Annotated in this window: 17 protein-coding genes; 13 read left to right on the top strand and 4 right to left on the bottom strand. The window is 66.3% G+C overall.

The genetic code is table 11. The features are described from left to right. Positions 1-6 precede the first annotated feature (6 nt). The 5 genes from RW112_RS18495 to RW112_RS18475 all read left to right on the top strand — a co-directional run bounded on the left by RW112_RS18495 (position 7) and on the right by RW112_RS18475 (position 4,395). Complete coding sequence (locus RW112_RS18495) at positions 7-1,593, top strand: serine hydrolase domain-containing protein (protein ID WP_317783153.1); 1,587 nt, start codon at positions 7-9, stop codon at positions 1,591-1,593. 62 nt (positions 1,594-1,655) lie between these two features. Continuing rightward, positions 1,656-2,009, top strand: coding sequence for a hypothetical protein (locus RW112_RS18490; protein ID WP_305940016.1), 354 nt, complete (start codon positions 1,656-1,658; stop codon positions 2,007-2,009). A gap of 107 nt (positions 2,010-2,116) precedes the next feature. Next, entirely contained in the window at positions 2,117-3,010 is an 894-nt protein-coding gene (locus RW112_RS18485) for a potassium channel family protein (protein ID WP_317783152.1), read from the top strand. A gap of 39 nt (positions 3,011-3,049) precedes the next feature. After that, positions 3,050-3,871, top strand: a complete 822-nt coding sequence (locus tag RW112_RS18480; RefSeq protein ID WP_317783151.1) for an alpha/beta hydrolase — start codon at positions 3,050-3,052, stop codon at positions 3,869-3,871. Continuing rightward, positions 3,868-4,395: an isoprenylcysteine carboxylmethyltransferase family protein gene (locus tag RW112_RS18475; RefSeq protein ID WP_317783150.1), complete on the top strand. Its 528-nt coding sequence runs from the start codon at positions 3,868-3,870 to the stop codon at positions 4,393-4,395. The genes RW112_RS18480 and RW112_RS18475 overlap by 4 nt, the downstream gene beginning before the upstream one ends. Here the strand turns inward: RW112_RS18475 and RW112_RS18470 are convergent. The 3 genes from RW112_RS18470 to RW112_RS18460 all read right to left on the bottom strand — a co-directional run bounded on the left by RW112_RS18470 (position 4,390) and on the right by RW112_RS18460 (position 7,004). Beyond that, entirely contained in the window at positions 4,390-4,935 is a 546-nt protein-coding gene (locus RW112_RS18470; RefSeq protein WP_317783149.1) for a GNAT family N-acetyltransferase, read from the bottom strand. The genes RW112_RS18475 and RW112_RS18470 overlap by 6 nt on opposite strands. 122 nt (positions 4,936-5,057) lie before the next feature. After that, the gene (locus RW112_RS18465) at positions 5,058-5,660 is read right to left on the bottom strand and encodes an excalibur calcium-binding domain-containing protein (protein ID WP_317783148.1); all 603 of its coding nucleotides are present in this window, start codon (positions 5,658-5,660) and stop codon (positions 5,058-5,060) included. 117 nt (positions 5,661-5,777) lie between these two features. Beyond that, positions 5,778-7,004 (bottom strand): DUF1524 domain-containing protein, encoded by a 1,227-nt coding sequence (locus tag RW112_RS18460; protein ID WP_317783147.1) that lies wholly within the window; start codon positions 7,002-7,004, stop codon positions 5,778-5,780. A gap of 284 nt (positions 7,005-7,288) precedes the next feature. Between RW112_RS18460 and RW112_RS18455 the strand changes: the two genes are divergently transcribed. From RW112_RS18455 to RW112_RS18425, 7 genes are all read left to right on the top strand, one after another. Continuing rightward, positions 7,289-8,362 carry a glycerophosphodiester phosphodiesterase gene (locus RW112_RS18455; protein ID WP_317783146.1) on the top strand — a complete coding sequence of 358 codons (1,074 nt, stop codon included), beginning with the start codon at positions 7,289-7,291 and terminating at the stop codon, positions 8,360-8,362. 53 nt (positions 8,363-8,415) lie between these two features. Beyond that, entirely contained in the window at positions 8,416-9,414 is a 999-nt protein-coding gene (locus tag RW112_RS18450; protein WP_317783145.1) for a DUF6454 family protein, read from the top strand. Positions 9,415-9,640: 226 nt separating this feature from the next. Beyond that, entirely contained in the window at positions 9,641-10,540 is a 900-nt protein-coding gene (locus tag RW112_RS18445) for a phosphate/phosphite/phosphonate ABC transporter substrate-binding protein (protein WP_317783144.1), read from the top strand. Continuing rightward, the gene (phnC, locus tag RW112_RS18440) at positions 10,537-11,337 is read left to right on the top strand and encodes a phosphonate ABC transporter ATP-binding protein (protein ID WP_317783143.1); all 801 of its coding nucleotides are present in this window, start codon (positions 10,537-10,539) and stop codon (positions 11,335-11,337) included. The genes RW112_RS18445 and phnC overlap by 4 nt, the downstream gene beginning before the upstream one ends. Beyond that, a complete protein-coding gene (gene phnE, locus RW112_RS18435) occupies positions 11,327-12,187 on the top strand; it encodes a phosphonate ABC transporter, permease protein PhnE (protein ID WP_317783142.1) in 861 nt (286 codons plus the stop codon). Before phnC ends, phnE begins: the two co-directional genes overlap by 11 nt. Positions 12,188-12,194: 7 nt before the next feature. Then, positions 12,195-13,004, top strand: coding sequence for a tyrosine-protein phosphatase (locus tag RW112_RS18430; protein ID WP_317783141.1), 810 nt, complete (start codon positions 12,195-12,197; stop codon positions 13,002-13,004). Beyond that, positions 12,997-13,635: a TetR/AcrR family transcriptional regulator gene (locus RW112_RS18425; protein ID WP_317783140.1), complete on the top strand. Its 639-nt coding sequence runs from the start codon at positions 12,997-12,999 to the stop codon at positions 13,633-13,635. The genes RW112_RS18430 and RW112_RS18425 overlap by 8 nt, the downstream gene beginning before the upstream one ends. Before the next feature lie 123 nt (positions 13,636-13,758). On the opposite strand, the gene RW112_RS18420 is transcribed toward RW112_RS18425, so the two are convergent. After that, positions 13,759-15,594 carry a hypothetical protein gene (locus tag RW112_RS18420; RefSeq protein ID WP_317783139.1) on the bottom strand — a complete coding sequence of 612 codons (1,836 nt, stop codon included), beginning with the start codon at positions 15,592-15,594 and terminating at the stop codon, positions 13,759-13,761. 393 nt (positions 15,595-15,987) lie between these two features. On the opposite strand from RW112_RS18420, the gene RW112_RS18415 reads away from it, so the two are divergent. Next, positions 15,988-17,049: a hypothetical protein gene (locus RW112_RS18415; protein WP_317783138.1), complete on the top strand. Its 1,062-nt coding sequence runs from the start codon at positions 15,988-15,990 to the stop codon at positions 17,047-17,049. Positions 17,050-17,055: the final 6 nt, after the last annotated feature.

The raw sequence follows: 17,055 nt of genomic DNA, 5'->3' as shown, positions 1-17,055 counted from the left end.
GCAGGAATGCGGACAGTGTGGTGGACGTCGCGCTGCTCATTGCTGTGCTTGCTCCTTGCAAGCATCCTCGGCGGTGCCACTCCCCCGGCAGCGGCCTCAGCCGGGACGACGGCCACGGAACCCGCGGATCCGGAGCGTACTTACGCAGCGGTGGACTCCTTCCTGCGGGAGCAAATAGATACCCTCGGGATTCCCGGCGCTGCCGTCGCCGTCGTCCGCGACGGACGCCAGGTGCACTCGGCCGCTTTTGGCCGGGCCGATGACTCGGGGCGGCCGATGACCGCCCGGACGCCCGTCCTGCTGGCCTCAACCACCAAATCGCTCACGTCCATTGCCGTGATGCAGCAGGTTGAGGCCGGCAGACTGCGGCTGGATGAACCGGTGCAGGCCTACCTACCCTGGTTCACGCTGAAAGACAGCCGGTCGTCGGCCATCACCGTCCGCCACCTGCTCCACCAGGCCAGCGGCATGGCTTCGAAGGACACGGCCTTCGAAGCCTTCGAAGCCCAGGACGCGGAGGCACTCGAAGAAGGGGTGCGGGCCCTGTCGGAGTCCCCGCTGGCCGGCACCCCGGGTGAAGCATTCGGCTATGCCAGTGCCAACTACAACATGCTGGGCCTCCTGGTGCAGACGGTCTCCGGCCAGCCGTTCGCGGACTACATGCAACAGCACGTCTTCGGGCCGCTCGACATGGCGAACAGCCATCCGACCCGGGCTGCTGCCCGCGCAGACAACGCCGCCGACGGCTACTCGCGGTGGTTCGGCGCGTTCTGGCGCCAGACCGACGTGCCCGCACCCACCACCGGAATGCCGTCCTCCACGATGTATTCGTCAGCCCAGGACCTGGGCCACGAACTGATGGCACTGCTCGACGACGGCCGGTACGGTGGCGCCCGGATCCTCCGGTCCGACAGCGTTGAGGCGATGTTCGAGCCACGCGTCCAGGTGGACGGATCCAAGCGCTACGCCATGGGCTGGTTCACCCGGCCGCTTGTGGAGTCCGCTGATCCGGCAGCACCGCCCGTCCACGAGGGAACGCTGCCTCTTCTCCTGGAGCATCAGGGCGAGTGGGGCAACAGCCACACCTACCTGGCCATGATTCCGTCCGCCCGTCTTGGCGTGGCCCTGGTCATCAACGGCAATGACACCGCTGCCCCCTCACGGCTGAAGGCAATCGACACCAACCTCCTGCGGATTCTCCACGGCCATCCCCCGGTGCCTGCGGTGGTGCACGAGGACTGGCTGCAGCAATACAGCTGGGCGGTGTCGCTCGCACTCCTGCTGGCGGAACTGCTGAGCCTGTGGCTGGCGCTCCGGTTCCTGCTATCGCGAAGACACCCCCCTGCCGGAAAGCGGTGGACTCCCCTGGCGTGGGCCGCCGCGGCCCTCGCCCTCGACGGGTTTGCCCTGTGGCTGTGCCTCGTCTACGCCCCAGCGCGGTTCGACACCCACCTGTCCGTCATCGTCCGCCAGTTTCCCGACGTCGGCGTCTCGCTGGGGCCGGTGCTCGCACTGGCCGTCCTGTGGCCGATCCCGCGGACGGTCTGGCTGCTTCTGACGATGAGGGCCGGCCCGGAAGCGAAAACCGCCTGAGTTCCACCGGCCCCGTATATAGACTGCTGGAGTACGTGTCCCTCGACTATTAGGAGAAGTTCATGACATACAGCGGAAGTCCGTCCGAGAAGCCGGTGGCAGCCGGTGACCTGGACCGCAGCCATATCGGCCAGACGGTGAGCTTTCAATCGAACGACTTCACGGTTGTCTTCGGAACACTCTCCGGCATTGCCCGGACGGAAGCCATGGTGTACCTGTCCCTTCAAGGAGTGGGCGGCGGCACCCACCTGAAGGACGAGTACGACGTGCCCGTCGGCCAGGACGTCTACGTTCAGCTGGATCCCCTGAGCACCGCCGGGAAGACTCTCGCGGAGGCGGAACGGGTCATCAAGGAGAAGTTCGACGAGATCAAGAAGAACCTCCGGGACCGGGAACAGAAACCCGATTCCGAGTAACCGGCCTCAGCCAGCGAGGAACCCCGCAGTGCCTGTGCACTGCGGGGTTCCCCTTTTTGTCACTGTGGCCATGACGAGGCACCAGGGCGCCGCCCATAAGATGAGGCATGGACTTCGAGGACACGCTCTGGACGGTTTTGGGGGCCGGGCTGGTTCTGCTGATGCTCGTTGACGTCTTCCGCACGCTCCTTTATCCGCACGGTTCCGGTCCTGTGGGCCGGGCGATCATGCGCGGATTCTGGCTGGTGTCGAGAAAACTGCGGGGCCGGGGCTCCTTCATCGCCGCACCTTTGGCCATGGCCGCAGTCATTGGCGCCTGGGCAGGCTTGGCGGCCGTCGGCTGGGCCCTGCTCTATCTTCCCCACCTGCCGGCCGGCTTTGTCCACGCCGCCGGGGTTCCCCAGCGGGGCGACTTTGCCGAAGCGCTTTACATCTCACTGGTCACTCTTTCCACGGTGGGGTTCGGCGAAATCGTGCCAGGGCATCCGGTGCTCCGGCTGGTTGTGGCCCTCCAGGCCGTGACCGGTTTCGGGCTGCTGACAGCAACGGTCACCTGGATCCTGCAGACGTACCCGGCCCTGAACCGCCGCCGGGCCCTCGCCCACGAACTGAACCTGTTCCGGGAGGCTGCAGGCCCTGCAGGTGTCTCGTCCCTGGACCCCAAGCATGCCGCCGGACTGCTGGAGTCCATGGCCGGAAACGTGGCTTCGGTGAGCATCGACCTTCTGGCGTTCCACGAAACCTACTACTTCCGTGAAGTCGAGCAGCGCGGATCCCTGCCGGCCACGGTGGCCTACGCCCAGGAGCTGGCATCCCAGGCCCAGCGCAGCGAAAGCCCTGAACTCCAGTTCGCCGGCAGGATGCTCCACGCGGCGCTGGACGGACTCGCCGACGTCCTTCGCGGCAAATTCGGCCATTCAGGAACCACGTCCTCCGATGTGTTCGACAGCTACGAACTGCACCACAGGCACGTGCGGCGCGGGGAGCCGGGCGCACGCTAACGCCGTTGTGCCATGACGTGCCCGGCGTACCCTGAGGCTATGGAATCCGACGTCCGGGATCTCAGGCTCCGCACCGGTATCAGGGTGCCCTGCCTTGTTCAGGGCGACGCCGACGCACCGCCGGTGCTGCTGCTGCACGCGTGGGCCGAATCCCGCGGAAGCTTCGACCGCCTCCTACCCCTGCTGACCGGAATCAGGGTTTATGCCCCCGACCTCCGCGGGCAGGGCGAGGCGGACAAACCGGAGGACGGCTACTCCCTGGCGGAACAGGCCAACGACGCCGCAGCGATCCTGGACGCCCTCAACGTTCCCCGGGCGTTCGTCGTCGGCTCCTCCAGCGGCGGCTACGTGGCCCAACAACTGGCCGTTACCTCCCCGGAGCGCGTCACCGCTCTGGTCCTGGCGGGCTCTCCCCTGAGCCTGCAGGGCCGGCCCGCCTTCGCCGATGAAGTGGATGCCCTGACCGACCCGCTCGACGCGGACTGGGTCCGGGAGTCGCTCACCTGGTTTCCCCTGCTGCACGAGGTTCCCGCATGGTTCATCGAGGACCGCGTGCGCGACGGCCTCAGGATGCCCGCCCATGTATGGAAAGCCATCCTCAACGGCCTGTGCGAAGCCACACCGCCCACGGAATCGGGAACCATCCAAGCCCCCACGCTGATCCTCTGGGGCGCCGAGGACGCCCTGCTGCCACGCGGCGACCAGGAAACCCTGGCCGCACGGATCCCCGGCGCGGTCCTGAAGGTCTACCCCGACGTGGCGCACGTGGTCCTGTGGGAGTGCCCGGAGCGGGTGGCAGAAGATACGACGGCGTTCTTCCGTACCGTTGGTGACGCCGGCAAGCCACGGGAGGCACTGTGACGGACCGCTTTGCACCCTCGCTGGCCGCCCGGCTGAAGGGGGCCTACGACAACCTTCCGCTGCCGATTCCCGTCGTTGCCGGACTTGCCGTGGATGCCCTCCTCGCCAGGCGCCGTCCGTGGCCGCTCCCCGGCTCCCGTTCCCTCCACCGAGTTTCCGGCGCAGGACTGCTGCTCGCCGGCGTCGGCCTTAATGTTTGGGCGGTCGCCGAACGGCGGCGCCGTTCGGCCGGCCCCTTCGAACTGGAGCGGCCGGAGGAACTGGTCACCAGCGGCCCTTACGCCTTCACCCGCCATCCCATGTATGTGGGCTGGTGGCTCATCCAGCTGGGAGCGGGAACCTCGGCCGGTTCCTCGTGGGTCCTCGCGACGCTGCCGGCGGAATTGCTGGTGGAGCATCACTTCGTCCTCGGTGAAGAGGTCAAACTGGCCGAGCTCTTCGGACGGTCTTACCCCGATTACGCGGAAAAGGTTCCGCGCTACCTCGGGCTGCCGGCGCGGCACCGTCCGGGAGAGTCCTCATAACCCGGCTGGCTCAGAGCGCGCCACATCTATCCAGTAGCGCCGAAAATGCCGTCCGTTCGCGCCCATCCTCACGTCCTCGAGCAGGCCGCCACAGCGCACGATAGTCCTGGCGGACGCTGTGTTGGCATCATCGCAGGTCAGAAGAACCCGATCAGGCTCTCCCTGCGCAGCCAAACGGGCACACACTTCCTGCAGGGCCCACGGCGCCGCCCCTCGCCCACGATCGGACGGCCGGACCCCGTATCCGATATGCCCGCCGGAGTTCAGGAGGGCCGGGGTGAGGTAGTGGCGGAAGGCAATCGCTCCCACATACCGGGAGCCCTCCGTGATCCACCGATAGGTGCACGGAACAATGCCGTCCGTCGCGGGAGCCCGTTCAGCTTCGGCCAGCCTTCGGACCCAGGCAGCAAACCCCTCAGGGCTGGTGATGTCGTCATCTGCAACCAGCCCGGCACCGTCCTGATGGGCGCCGCCCCACTCGCGGTGGGACTCGGCAAACGACGGGTAGAAGGACGCATCCGGGGCAACAAGTTCGAACATGCACACGACCCTACGTGGTGCCAGGGCGTCAGCCCGGTTCATTGACACCGGTCGAACACAAGGGAAAAGCCGTGGGTACCTCCGGAAAAGAAGGTACCCACGGCCTTCTCGGCGTCTGAATCCTACTTATCGCACCCGATGCCGTCGCCGTCGCGATCGAGATGCTTGCCATAACCAGGCGTACCGGCATAAATCGGTGCGGCTCCGGCTGCACGCACCGCGGTGCAGTTGGCGTACTGGACAGAGGAGGGCGCCGGAGCTACCGGCGCAGGTGCGGGCGCAGCGGGAACCTGAGCCGGAGCCTGCGGGACGGCCTGCTGCGCAGCCGCCTGTTCGGCGGCTGCCTTCGCGGCAGCAGCAGCCGCATCCGCGGCAGCCTTCTCCGCGGCCGCCTTGTCAGCCGCAACCTTGTCCGCAGCAGCTTTTTCCGCCGCCGCCTTGTCGGCCGCAGCCTTTTCGGCTGCAATCTTTTCAAGGCTCTTGACGCCGAGCTTCACGGTTGCCCCCTTGGCCGCCTGCGCACCTTCCGCGGGGTCCTGGGATGTCACCTGCCAGTTCTTCTCTACAATGATCTTCTTGCCATCGACGGTGTCCACAGCCTCAACCTTGAGCCCGAGATCTTTCAGCTGATCCGTGGCCTTGTCCAGGGTCAGACCCAGCACGCCTGGAACCGTGACGATTTCATCAACCGCTGCAACGGCGGTTGCGGTTTCTGTCGGCTGCACTGCCGATTTCTGGCCACCGCATCCCGTGAGCATGAGACCGGCTAGCACTACTAGTGTCAACGTCTTCTTCATTTTTCCCCCTTGGAAAGTTTGAATCTGTGGAGTGATGGAACTGGTCTAGCTTTCGCAGGCAACGCCGTCGCGGTCACGGTCCAGCGCCGGGCGGTAGCCCGTTGACCCGGCGTACAGCGGGGCGGCACCTGCAGCCTTGGCGGCGGCGCAGTTGGCGTAGTAGGCGGCGGCCGGTGCCGGCGCAACAGGAACCGGTACCGGAACTACAGGAGCGGGAGCGGCTGGAGCCGGGGCCGGGACCACAACGGCCGGTGCGGGAGCGGGCGCCACCGGAGCGGGCGCCACCACGGGTGCAGGCTCCGGCGCCGGCGAGGCAGCAACCGGCGCTTGCTCATTCGTCGGCGCCAGCTGGCCGGCGCAGTCGCCCAGGATCCTGGCCATGGCATCGTGCTCCGCCTGGGTGACCCACAGGCTGTACGTTGCCTTCACCGAAATCTGGCGGGCGACGTATTCGCACCGGAAGCCCTTGTTCGGCGGCAGCCAGGTGGCGGCGTCGCCGTCGCCCTTTTTCATGTTCGTGGGACCGTCCGTCGACTGGAGGTTCAGCGGATCGTTGGCGAAGGCCGTCCGCTGTTCCGTGGTCAGCTGCTGGGCGCCCTTCTGCCAGGCGTCACTGAGCGCAACCACGTGGTCAATCTGCACGGCGCTGCTTGTTGCTGATCCGCGCAGGAAGTTGATGCTGGTGCCCGTGTACGGGTCCGCCAGGGTTCCGGACTGCACCTTACAGGGCACGCTGTTGGTGTACTTAATGCCCGTCAGGTCGCGCTCGAGGGTGTCGTTCCGGGTGTCGCAGCCGTTGCGGTCCACGTCGGCCCAGGCCTGCCCGAACAGTGCGCGGTCATAGCCGGTCTTGGGTGCCCTGCCCTTGATCGGGAGGGTGGCCAGCAGGTCGATCGCCTTGGTGGCGAAGGCAGGCTGCGTCTTCGGAGCCGTGACGCTGGCGCCCTGCGCCAGCAGGTAAGGGCTGTCCGGGTCCAGCGGGGCGCCCGTCTCCTGGACCGCGGGAGCGGACGACGGCGTCACCGTGGCTTTCGCTGTCGGGCTCGCCGAGGCTGTGGCCGGCGACGCCGCGCCCTCCGATGAAGCGGCCTGAACGTTCCAGTCAATAGTCCGCGGCACCACGGAGGCACCCGCGATAAAGAGGGCGACGGAAACGGCAAGTGCCGTGACGGCGGCGACGATGTACGTGGAAACGCGTGGCTTCTTAGGCCCCCTCGGGCCCGGCCCACCGCCAGATGGCGCTGGACCCAGAAGACTTTCGTAGTTCGACATTGTGTTCCCCCATTGGAAAGGCCCGGCGATATGAGCCGGGCCTTTTGCTAAGCCGAAATGTTGCTAATGAAAAGCCTATTTCTGCCCTAACTGGATAACCGCGAATCTGCGGAGATCTTGGGACAACCTTGACTGAGTCTTGATCGGACCTTGGGCGTGCAGAGCGGATTGCGTTCACCAGCCCGTCATATTTCCTCCATCGGCAGGCAGTCGCCCGTTTCCGCTAGGTGACCAGACTGGATGCCGCTCGTAAACGGGCATGACACCGATCTGGAGACCTACCGATGAACAACGCAAAGCTGCTGACCGTGGCCGCCATGTGCGCAGGATTGGCGCTGGGGACACCCCTTCCGGCGCAGGCTGCCGATACCAACCCGAAGGGCGCCGACAACCACTTTGACCTCCAGGCCCACCGCGGAGGACTGGGGCTGACGGTTGAGTCCACTCTTCCCGCGTTTGCCAAGGCGCTCGAGACGGGTGTGACCACTCTGGAACTCGACCTCCAGATCACCAAGGACGGCCGGGAAGTGGTCACCCACGACCGCAAGATCAGCGACAAGAAGTGCGCTGACACGGCTCCCGTCACGCCCGGGGACCCGCAGTTCCCCTACGCCGGCAAATACGTCAAGGACCTGACCTTCGAGCAGGTGCGAACCCTCGATTGCGGAAGCCTCTCCCTCCCCCAGTTCCCCGGACAGCAGGCCGCCCCCGGCGAAAAGATGCCCACCCTCGCGGAAGTTTTCGCCCTGGTGGACTCCTACCGGGCCAGCCAGGTGAAGTTCAACATCGAAACGAAGGTGGAGGCCGGCGCCCCGGAGCAGACCGCTCCCCGTGAACAGTTCGTGGACGTCGCGCTGAAGGAAATCAAGGCCGCCAACATGCAGCACCGCGTCTCCATCCAGAGCTTCGACTGGGGCGCACTGCGGCTCGTTCAGGCGGCTGACCCCCAGATCCGCACCGTCGCGCTGACCAACAAAGACTTCCTGCACGTCGGCCAGCCCGGCAGTTCCCCGTGGCTTGGCGGGATCGACGCCGACGACTTTGGCGGCGACCTCGTAACCGCCGCTTCCCACCTGGGCTTCGACGCCGTCTCCCCCGTCCACGGAACACCCCAAAACGGAACCGTGGCGGACCCGGGATACGTTCCTTACGTCACGGCGGACATGGTCAACCGTGCCCACGACGCCGGGATGCAGGTCGTCCCGTGGACTGTCGACGACAAACCGACCATGCGCGCCCTGATCTCCGCCGGCGTCGACGGCATCATCACGGATTATCCCGACCGGCTGCGTGAGGTCATGGCCGAGCACTCGATGAAGCTGCCGAAGCAGTACTCGCTGGAACCGGGCGCCGTCTAGGGGAAACGCCCCGCACGCCAGTCCGTACCACCTGACTCTTGAAAGGCATCCCCATGAACCGCATTCGCACCCGCGGCATCCTGACAGCCACCGCTGCCGTCATCGCCCTCGCGGCAGGCAGCGGCATTGCCGCCCAGGCCGCGCCCCAGTCCAGTGACAGTGACCGTCGCGCCGCCGACACAGCCCTGGCCGACAGCTTTAAGGCCGTGGACCGCTCCACCAACTGGGAGATGACGGGCAAGCTGAAGCTCGACTTCCCCACGTTCCATCCGCAGGGCATCGCCTACACGGAGGATCACATCTTCCTGTCGTCCGTGGAAATCATTGAGCGCACCGTCAAATACCCGGCCCCGCGCGACGGGTACGACCGCACGGCCGGGAAGGGCGTCGGCCACCTGTTCGTCATGGACAAGGCCGGGAACCTGCAGAAGGACATCATCCTGGGCGAAGGCGACATGTACCACCCGGGCGGGCTGGACTTCGACGGGGAGAATATCTGGGTGAGCGTGGCGCAGTACCGGCCCAACAGCAGCTCGATCATCTACCGCGTTGACGCCGCCACCCTCGAGGCGCACAAGCAGTTCGAGGCCCCGGACCACTTTGGCGGCATCGTCATGGACCGCCAGACCGGGCACCTGGTCGGAAACACCTGGGGCTCGCGGAGGTTCGCCGAATGGAACCTCAGCGGCAAGCAGCTCAGCACCTGGCAGAACCCGAACCACTTCATCGACTACCAGGACTGCCAGTACGTGGCCGATTCGCAGGCCTTGTGCGCAGGCGTTGCCAACCTGCCCCAGACCCCGGCGGCAGGCGGCACGGCGGCCACCTACGAACTGGGCGGCATGGCCCTTCTCGACCTCACCAAGAAGACAACCCTGCATGACGTGCCATTCCAGAAGTGGTCGACGGCAGGCCACGTGGCCACCCGGAACCCCTTCAAGCTCACGGCGGAGGGCAACCACCTGACCATGCACGTGGCGCCGGACGATGCCGAGGAAGGCAACGGCACGGAAATCCTCACCTACGAGGCGACGGTGACACCCGCGCAGTAATCGCCTTGTGTCCCGGAGCGGGCGGCCGAACGTACACGTTCGGCTGCCCGCTCTGCGTTTAAGATCACGACGCCGGCCGCCTACGGTCCGTTGTGGCCCCCTTCCGGCTGCCGCACCTGAGAAATTTACCTTCAGGACATTCAAGGTACGGCAGTCTCGTAATTCCGATTCAGATACCGGTGGTTTCGTAATTCCGTCACCCCCAACACTGACGGAAGGCACCACCATGCACGCACGTGCAGGCATCTTTGCCGCTTCACTCATCAGCCTCCTGGCCCTCACCGGCACGCTTGCCGGCTGCTCCGGAGGAGCCAGCGCCTCCTCCGGCGCCCCGGGCACGGAACTCACCTTCGCCACCCCTCCGGGCACCGACGATCCCGAGGAACAGCAGATCATGGCGGACCTCGCCGCGATGGTTGGCGAGGCCTCCGGCCGCACGGTCAAGAACCTCCAGCCCGCCGACTACCTGGGCGTCGTGGAAGCCGTGCGCAACGGCTCCGTGGACGTAGCCGTGCTCAGCCAGTTCTCCGCAGCGCTTGCCTACAAGACGGACAGCGTGGACCCGCTCCTCGTCTGGGGAGCCAGCACTGAACCGGCCAGCTTCTGCCTCACCAGGACGGACAGCGGCGTCAACACCCTGGCGGATCTCAAAGGCCGCCAGGTGGCCTTCGTGGATCCCGGCTCCACCACCGGCTACTTCATGCCCAAGTCGCTCCTGGCCAAGAACGGCCTGACCGACGGCACCGACTACAAGAGCACGTTCGCCGGCTCGCACGACTCCGCCGTCATGGCCATGGTCAACGGCAGCGTGGATGTGGCCTGCACCGCCCGCCAGCTCTACCCCACGTTCATCGAGAAGCAGGTCTTCACCGAGCAGGACGTCAAGATCATCGCCAAGTCCGATCCCATCCCCGTGGGCATTTCCATCGTGGTCCGCAAGGACCTCGACGAGGAGGCCCGCACCGCACTGAAAGAGAAGCTCCCCGCGCTCATGGCCGGCAACGAGAAGATCACCAAGACCTTGGGCCTCAAGGGCGAACCCGCCCAGGACCCCGAGTTCAGCACGTACGCTCCGCTGGTTGACGTGGCCCAGTCCGTCGGTGTGGACCTCGAGGACCTCCGGTGACGACTCCCGCCCTCCTTCAAACAGAACGCCCGACGGCGGCACCCCCTACCGTCGTCGGCCGGCGCCTCCTCGTCCAATACGGCGAGCAGACCGCCCTGAACAACGTGGACCTGGACGCCTATCCCGGCGAGGTGGTGGCCCTCCTGGGCCACTCCGGCTCCGGCAAGTCCACCCTCATGAAAACGCTCACGGGCATCACCCCTTTCACCGCCGATGCGCTGGACGTCGCGGGGCGGAACGTTGCCCGGCAGTCGCCGGCCGGACTCCGCGGGCTGCGGGCCGACGTGGGCCACGTCTTCCAGCACTTCAACCTGGTCCCCCGGCTCAGCGCCTTCACCAACGTACTCACCGGCGGCCTGCACTCCGCGGGTCCGATCAACCTAACGGGCACGTTCAGCACCGCACAGCGCGCCCACGCTCTTCAACTCCTGGACCGCGTGGGCCTGGCCCATAAGGCGAAGCAGCCCTGCCGCAGCCTCAGCGGCGGCGAGCAGCAGCGCGTCGCGATCGCCCGCGCCCTCATGCAACAGCCGCGCCTCATCCTCGCCGACGAACCCGTCGCCTCCCTGGACCCCCGCCTCGCCGGGAACATTCTGGGCCTGCTGCGGGACATCGCCCGGGAGGAACAGATCCCCGTCATTGTCAGCCTGCACGTCGTTGGACTCGCACGCCGCTACGCGGACCGCGTCCTGGGCCTGCATTCCGGCGAAGTGGTCTTCGCCGGCCCGGCCGCCCACATCACCGAAAAGGAGGTGCAGCACATCTATGGAACAGACACTGAGCTCCTTGAGAACTGACACACCGCACACTGAGACAGCAGCGCCCCACGCCGGGCACTCCGGCCCAGGAACGCTCCCGGAAGCGGACCGCCTCCGTCTCTCCCGCCCGTTCAGCCTCCCCACGGCCCGGGGCGCCACGCTCTGGGTGGTCATCGCCGTCGTCCTCGTGTGGGCCGGCGCAGGCGCGGGCCTGAACGCGGACAAGCTCCTCAGCGGCATCCCGAACATGGGCGACTTCCTCTCCCGGCTCTTCCCGCCCACGTTCGACAAATTCGGCGTCATCGCCAAGCTCCTCATCGAGACGCTGCAGATGGCCCTGGTGGGCACCGTGCTCGGCGCACTCGCGTCGCTCCTCCTGAGCTTCGGAGCCGCGAGCAACATCGCCCCGCGCTGGGTGTACGCGACCTGCCGCTGGATCCTCAACGTGCTGCGCTCCATCCCGGAACTCATTTACGCCCTCATGTTCGTCTCCGCCGTGGGCCTGGGCCCGTTCGCCGGCATCCTTGCGATCGTGCTGGGATCCGTGGGCTCGATCGGCAAGATCTACGCCGAGGCCATGGAGTCCGTGCAGCCGGGACCTGTGGAGGCGCTCACCGCCGTCGGCGCCAACAAGCGCCAGATCATCACCTACGCAGTCCTGCCCCAGGCCGCTCCCCTGCTGGTCAGCTACACGCTGCTGCTGTTCGAGGGCAACGTCCGCGGCGCCACCATCCTGGGCCTCGTCGGGGCCGGCGGCATCGGACTTGAACTCACCACCGCCATGCGCATGTACGACTACGGGCACCTCTGCGCCATCATCATCAGCATCATCGTCCTGGTCAGCATCATCGACCGCCTCAGCGCCCTCATCCGCGCCAAGCTCAGTTAGGAACCCAGTGCAGGAATCACCAGTTGCCACCCTCGATCCGTCAGCAGCACAGGGGCCGGCCGCGTCCGGCCTGGCTCCGGCCAACCTTCGCGACATGGGCGGGCTCCCCGTCCTGGGCGGCGTCACCCGGGCGGGCGTGCTGCTGCGGAGCGACGACGTCTCCGTCATGCCCGCCGCGTTCGCCCGCCAGATGGTGGACGACGGCGTGCGGCAGGTCATCGACCTCCGCTCACCCGAGGAGGCCCTGCTGACCGGGCGAGGCCCGCTGACCGTGCCCGGGGTGAACTACCACCACCTGCCGCTGACTGCATCGGTGGCCATTCCGGAGGACGTCAGCCGCACCCTCATGTCCGCTTCCACCACCCCCGAACAGGTGGGCACCTGGTACGCGAACCTGCTAGAGACGCAGGCCCGACGGCTGGCCCTCGGCGCCACCTTGGTGGCGATGGGCGACGGAGCCACCGTCTTCCACTGCGCGGCAGGCAAGGACCGCACGGGCGTCTTCGCCGCCGTCATCCTCTCCGCCCTGGGCGCCTCCCCGGAGACCATCTCCGCCGACTACGCCGTGACCGCCACCCGGCTGCCGCGCCTTTACCCGCGCCTCCGCGCGATTCTGGGGCAGCTCATGCCGGACACCCTGACGGACGTGGCAGCCCGGCAAGGCGCCATGATGGGGGCGCATGCGGCGTCGATGGATGCCATGCAGCAGACCTTGGTTGAGCGCCACGGCAGCGTCCTGGAGCCCGTGCGGCGGGCCGGGCTGAGCGACGCCGTGATCGGGCAGCTGCGGAGCCGGCTGGTGGACGTCCGTGGCTGAGGCGGTGGCTGACGCCGGGGTTGATGCCGCGGAGGACGCGGCCGGCCGCCGTTCGCCGGGGCGGCCGCGCGACACGACGCTGGAAACCGCGGTCCTCTCCGCGACGGTTGACCTGCTCCTGGAGCGGGACACCAAGGAGGTGACCATCGCGGCCATCACCGAGCGGTCCGGCGTCAGCCGGGCGGCCGTGTACCGGCGGTGGGCCAGCCGGGAAGAGCTGCTGGCCGCGGCCCTGGACAGCGTGCGGTCCGGCATCGAACTGGCCCCCGCCGCCACCACACTGGAGACCATCCTCAACTCCTACGAACTCGCATCCGTAGCCGTTGAAGGGCGCGTGGAGACGCTGGTCAAGAAACGGGTGGCGCTCGGCCTGGAAAACGACGAGCTGCGCACGCTGTCCTGGAACCGCCACGTCTCCCGCCGCCGCGCCACCATCGCGGAGCTGATCCGGGACGGCATCGAGGCCGGGGAAATCGACGCCTCCGTGGACGTCGAGGCCATGATCGACCTCATCAACGGCCTGTACTACTACCAATTCGTAGTCCGGGCCCCGTCCGATCCGGCCGAGGCCCGCTCCCGGGTCCGCGCCGCGGTCCAGCTGGTGTGGAACGGAGCGATGCGGCGGCCCTGAGCGGGAGGGGGTGAGGACACTCGCAGCAGCACGAAATCTGCGGAGATACTCACAAAACTTAGGAGGGAGGCGGCAAGCCGCCCCCCTCCTAGGGTTGTTCCTCGTTTACATGTTGTTCCGCGTTTACGGATCCTTGAAGATCCAAAGTCCGCTGTCCCGGTCGCTGGCGAGGATGTAGGTCATACCGTCCTCACCGATGAAGGTTTCCACTCCCCAGAAGTCGTTTCCTTCATCGTCGAGGTACCCGCCGACTTCCACGAGCTCACAGGTGGCGGTGTCGGCAGGGTTGCTGCACTCGATCTGGACCGCCCGGAGGCCGCCGGAGTAGTACGACAGGTATGCCAGGGATGGATCCTGTGGGTCCACGGCTACTTCATGGACGCTCAGGTCACCGAAACCGAAGGCAAACGCCGGGTCGTGGGCTTCCGGGATGGCGTAGGTGTCCAGCTCCTCAAGGGTGTTGGCATCCAGCAGGTGGACGTAGCCCCAGCCATCAAAGACCGAACCCACTTCAATGTCAGCGCCGACGGTCCCGATGGCCAGGTTTTCGGGGTAGGTCCACGGCGCATCCAACGGTGCCAGGTCGAAGAGCCGGTGGAAGGCCGCATGGGTGGTGCAGACGGCAACGATTTCATCGACGAAGGCGCCCGAGCCGCAGAAGGGCTCGCCTGGGACAGCTTCGCCGCTGTGATGGTTGACAAAAACCACTGCGTCCCAGCCAGCCTGCGCTGCCTGATGTGCCTTCTCGCCGGGGAAACAAGCTTCTTCCGTGGCACCGGGGTCACCGACTGGACCTCTCTGGAGCACAAGGGTGGTTTCCTCCCCGGGTTCCAAGGATTCGACGTATCCCGGGATGCTCGCTGGAGTGGGAATCGCTGCAGAGTCCGGGCAGCCGTAGCCGCCATAGACCACTGGGCCGTTCAGGGTGAGGTCGTCCAGAATTGCCGGGGCCTGGCCGCCGGAAACTATCACCGAGGGATAGGTGCCCTGATGGGCGCCGCTGGTGATGGTGAAATCATCGGTGCGGTAAGGCGCGAAGTCCTCGTCCGTACCGATGATGAACCGGTTGTCGGCCGTGAACTCCGCCTGATGCGCGTTGCCCTCCGGGGTAAGGGACACTCCCAGCGATTCAAGTAACTCCGGGTCAACGGCGGCGAACTCCGAGTCGCCAAGGAAGACGGCGTTGGCGGGATCATCGACGTTCAGGAGAACGTAGCCACCGTCCCAGTAGGAGAGCAGCATGATGAACTGACCGTTAATTTCCTTAACCACCATGTCATGCAGGAAAGAATCGGTAAGCCCCAGTTCGGGTTGCTGCACCTCGAAGTCGTTGAGATCGTATTCCGCGATAAGACGCGGCCGGTGGGGATTGGTGATATCGAGAATGTCCACGTCTGTGAACTCTTCATTATCGGTGAGCACTATGTAGGCGTTGTCGCCTGCGTCCCACGCAAAGGCGCTGTGGATCTCGTTGGAATCACTGTTGCGCGGTTCGCGGTCGCCGAAATTCTCGGACAGTTTCTTTGGGTTCAGCGGGTCCGAAACGTCAAAGAGGGAAACCCCGCCTTTTCCGTTCTTGCCGCACGCTTCGTTGTTCACCACCAGGACTTCACCGCTGAAGTTTGCAGTGGTAATTTCCACTACCTGCAGGCCTTCACCCGGGCGGGTGTCCTGATGCGACGGGATGAACCCGACCTCTTTCGGTTCCGATCCCTCTGCGAGCGCGGCCTGGTCCACGCTGGTGATGTCAACGATGTAGACGCCGGCATCCGGGCTGGTTTGGCCGCCGGTTTCCGGCCCCGCACAGTCAGGCTCGCCCCAATTGGCGAGAAAGGCTGTATTGCCATCCGGCGAGACACTGACGTCTGCGATCAAATCGGGAGTGTCTGTCAGGCCGACCACATCCACGAGTTCAATCTTTCCGAACGCCCCGGTCCCGAGAAGATGCCCCTCGTCCATACCGTGCTGACCGTCCGGGTGCGCTGTCGCGCCGGTCAGCCCTAATGCTGATAGCGCCAAAGTACTTAATGCTGAAAATAAGACCAATCTGCTGCGTTGTGGCATGCTTCGCCTCCAGCTGAGTATTTTATTGGGCCCCCAATGGCGCTCAGCCTAAACCTGCGTTTATCCAATGTCTAGGGAATTCCCAGCTTTCTTTAAGGGTCTTGATGTATAAGCCTCGGGCCGTTAATTTGCCCCGCTGATTGCCGCCGTGAATTTGCTCCCGCGCGGACCATCCTGCGGGCCGGGCCCGGGACTGTGCGGGCGCCCTCAGCACCGTCCATCCCTTGTGGGCACGCCGCCAGAGCAGTACCATCCCCTCACCGAACACCTCCGTGGAAGTGGGCAACGATGCTCGATACCGCAGAAAACCCGGTGATCAACGCACGCCGCGACCTGGTCACCGAGCTCCTGGGTGTTTGGCTGGTGCTGGCCGTCTTCCTGGACGGCTGGGCGCACCTGAACCTCCCCAGCCTGGAGACGTTCTCCACGCCGTGGCACGCGGCCCTCTACTCGGGAATGATGGCGACGGCGCTATGGACGGCCGCCGTGGCCTGGCGAAACCGCAAACCCGGACAGCAGCTCACAGGCGCCCTGCCGCCGGGCTACCGGGGAACTGCGGCGGGCCTGGTCCTCTTCGCCGTCGCCGGCGGCCTGGATCTCCTGTGGCACGAGCTCCTGGGCATCGAAGTCACGCTGGATGCCCTGGTCAGCCCCACCCACCTGCTGCTCGGCTTCAGCCTTTTCCTCATCCTGGGCACCGCGGTCCGCAGCGCCCGGGCAGCCGGCCGCGCCGGGAACGTCGAGTGGACCCCGGCGGCGCTGTTCGCCGTCGTCCTGATGACCGGACTGGGCGCGTTCTTCCTCATCTACTGCTCCGCCTTCCTCCGGCCCGGCCCGACTGCCCTCTTCATCCCGGTGCCGGTGGGAACCCCTGGCCGCTTGCAGGCGGAGATGCCGGTGGTCATCGCCCTGACCAGCTACCTGCTCACTACTGCGCTCATCATTGCGCCGTTCCTGTTCACGCTTTCATCCGCCCGGCGCCCCGCCCGCGGGATTGTCACCATGCTGGTGGCAGCTGCGGCCTGGCTGCCCGTGGCGATGATCGGCTTCCGCCCCACCGCAGTTGCCGGAGCTGCCGGAGCGACAGCGGCCGCCATCCTTGCGGACGTGCTGCTTGCCCGCCTGCCCAGGGTTTGGCTGGACCGGCGGCTGCCCGCGGTGACAGCCGGAATCGCGGCGCTCGTGTGGACGGGCCAGCTGGTGGCCTTCGCGGTGGCGGACGGAATCCGCTGGCCGGTGTCGCTCTGGCTGGGGGCGGTGGTGCTCAGTGCAGCGGCCGCGGCAGGCCTGGCCCTGCTCAGTTCCTGGGGCACCGCCGGCGGCACACGTTATGCTGAACCCCTCGGCTGAAGACAC

It is taken from the genome of Arthrobacter sp. B10-11, assembly GCF_033142195.1.
In the GTDB taxonomy this organism is placed as follows: Bacteria; Actinomycetota; Actinomycetes; order Actinomycetales; family Micrococcaceae; genus Arthrobacter; species Arthrobacter oryzae_C.
This window is presented reverse-complemented; position numbering and strand designations above follow the sequence as displayed.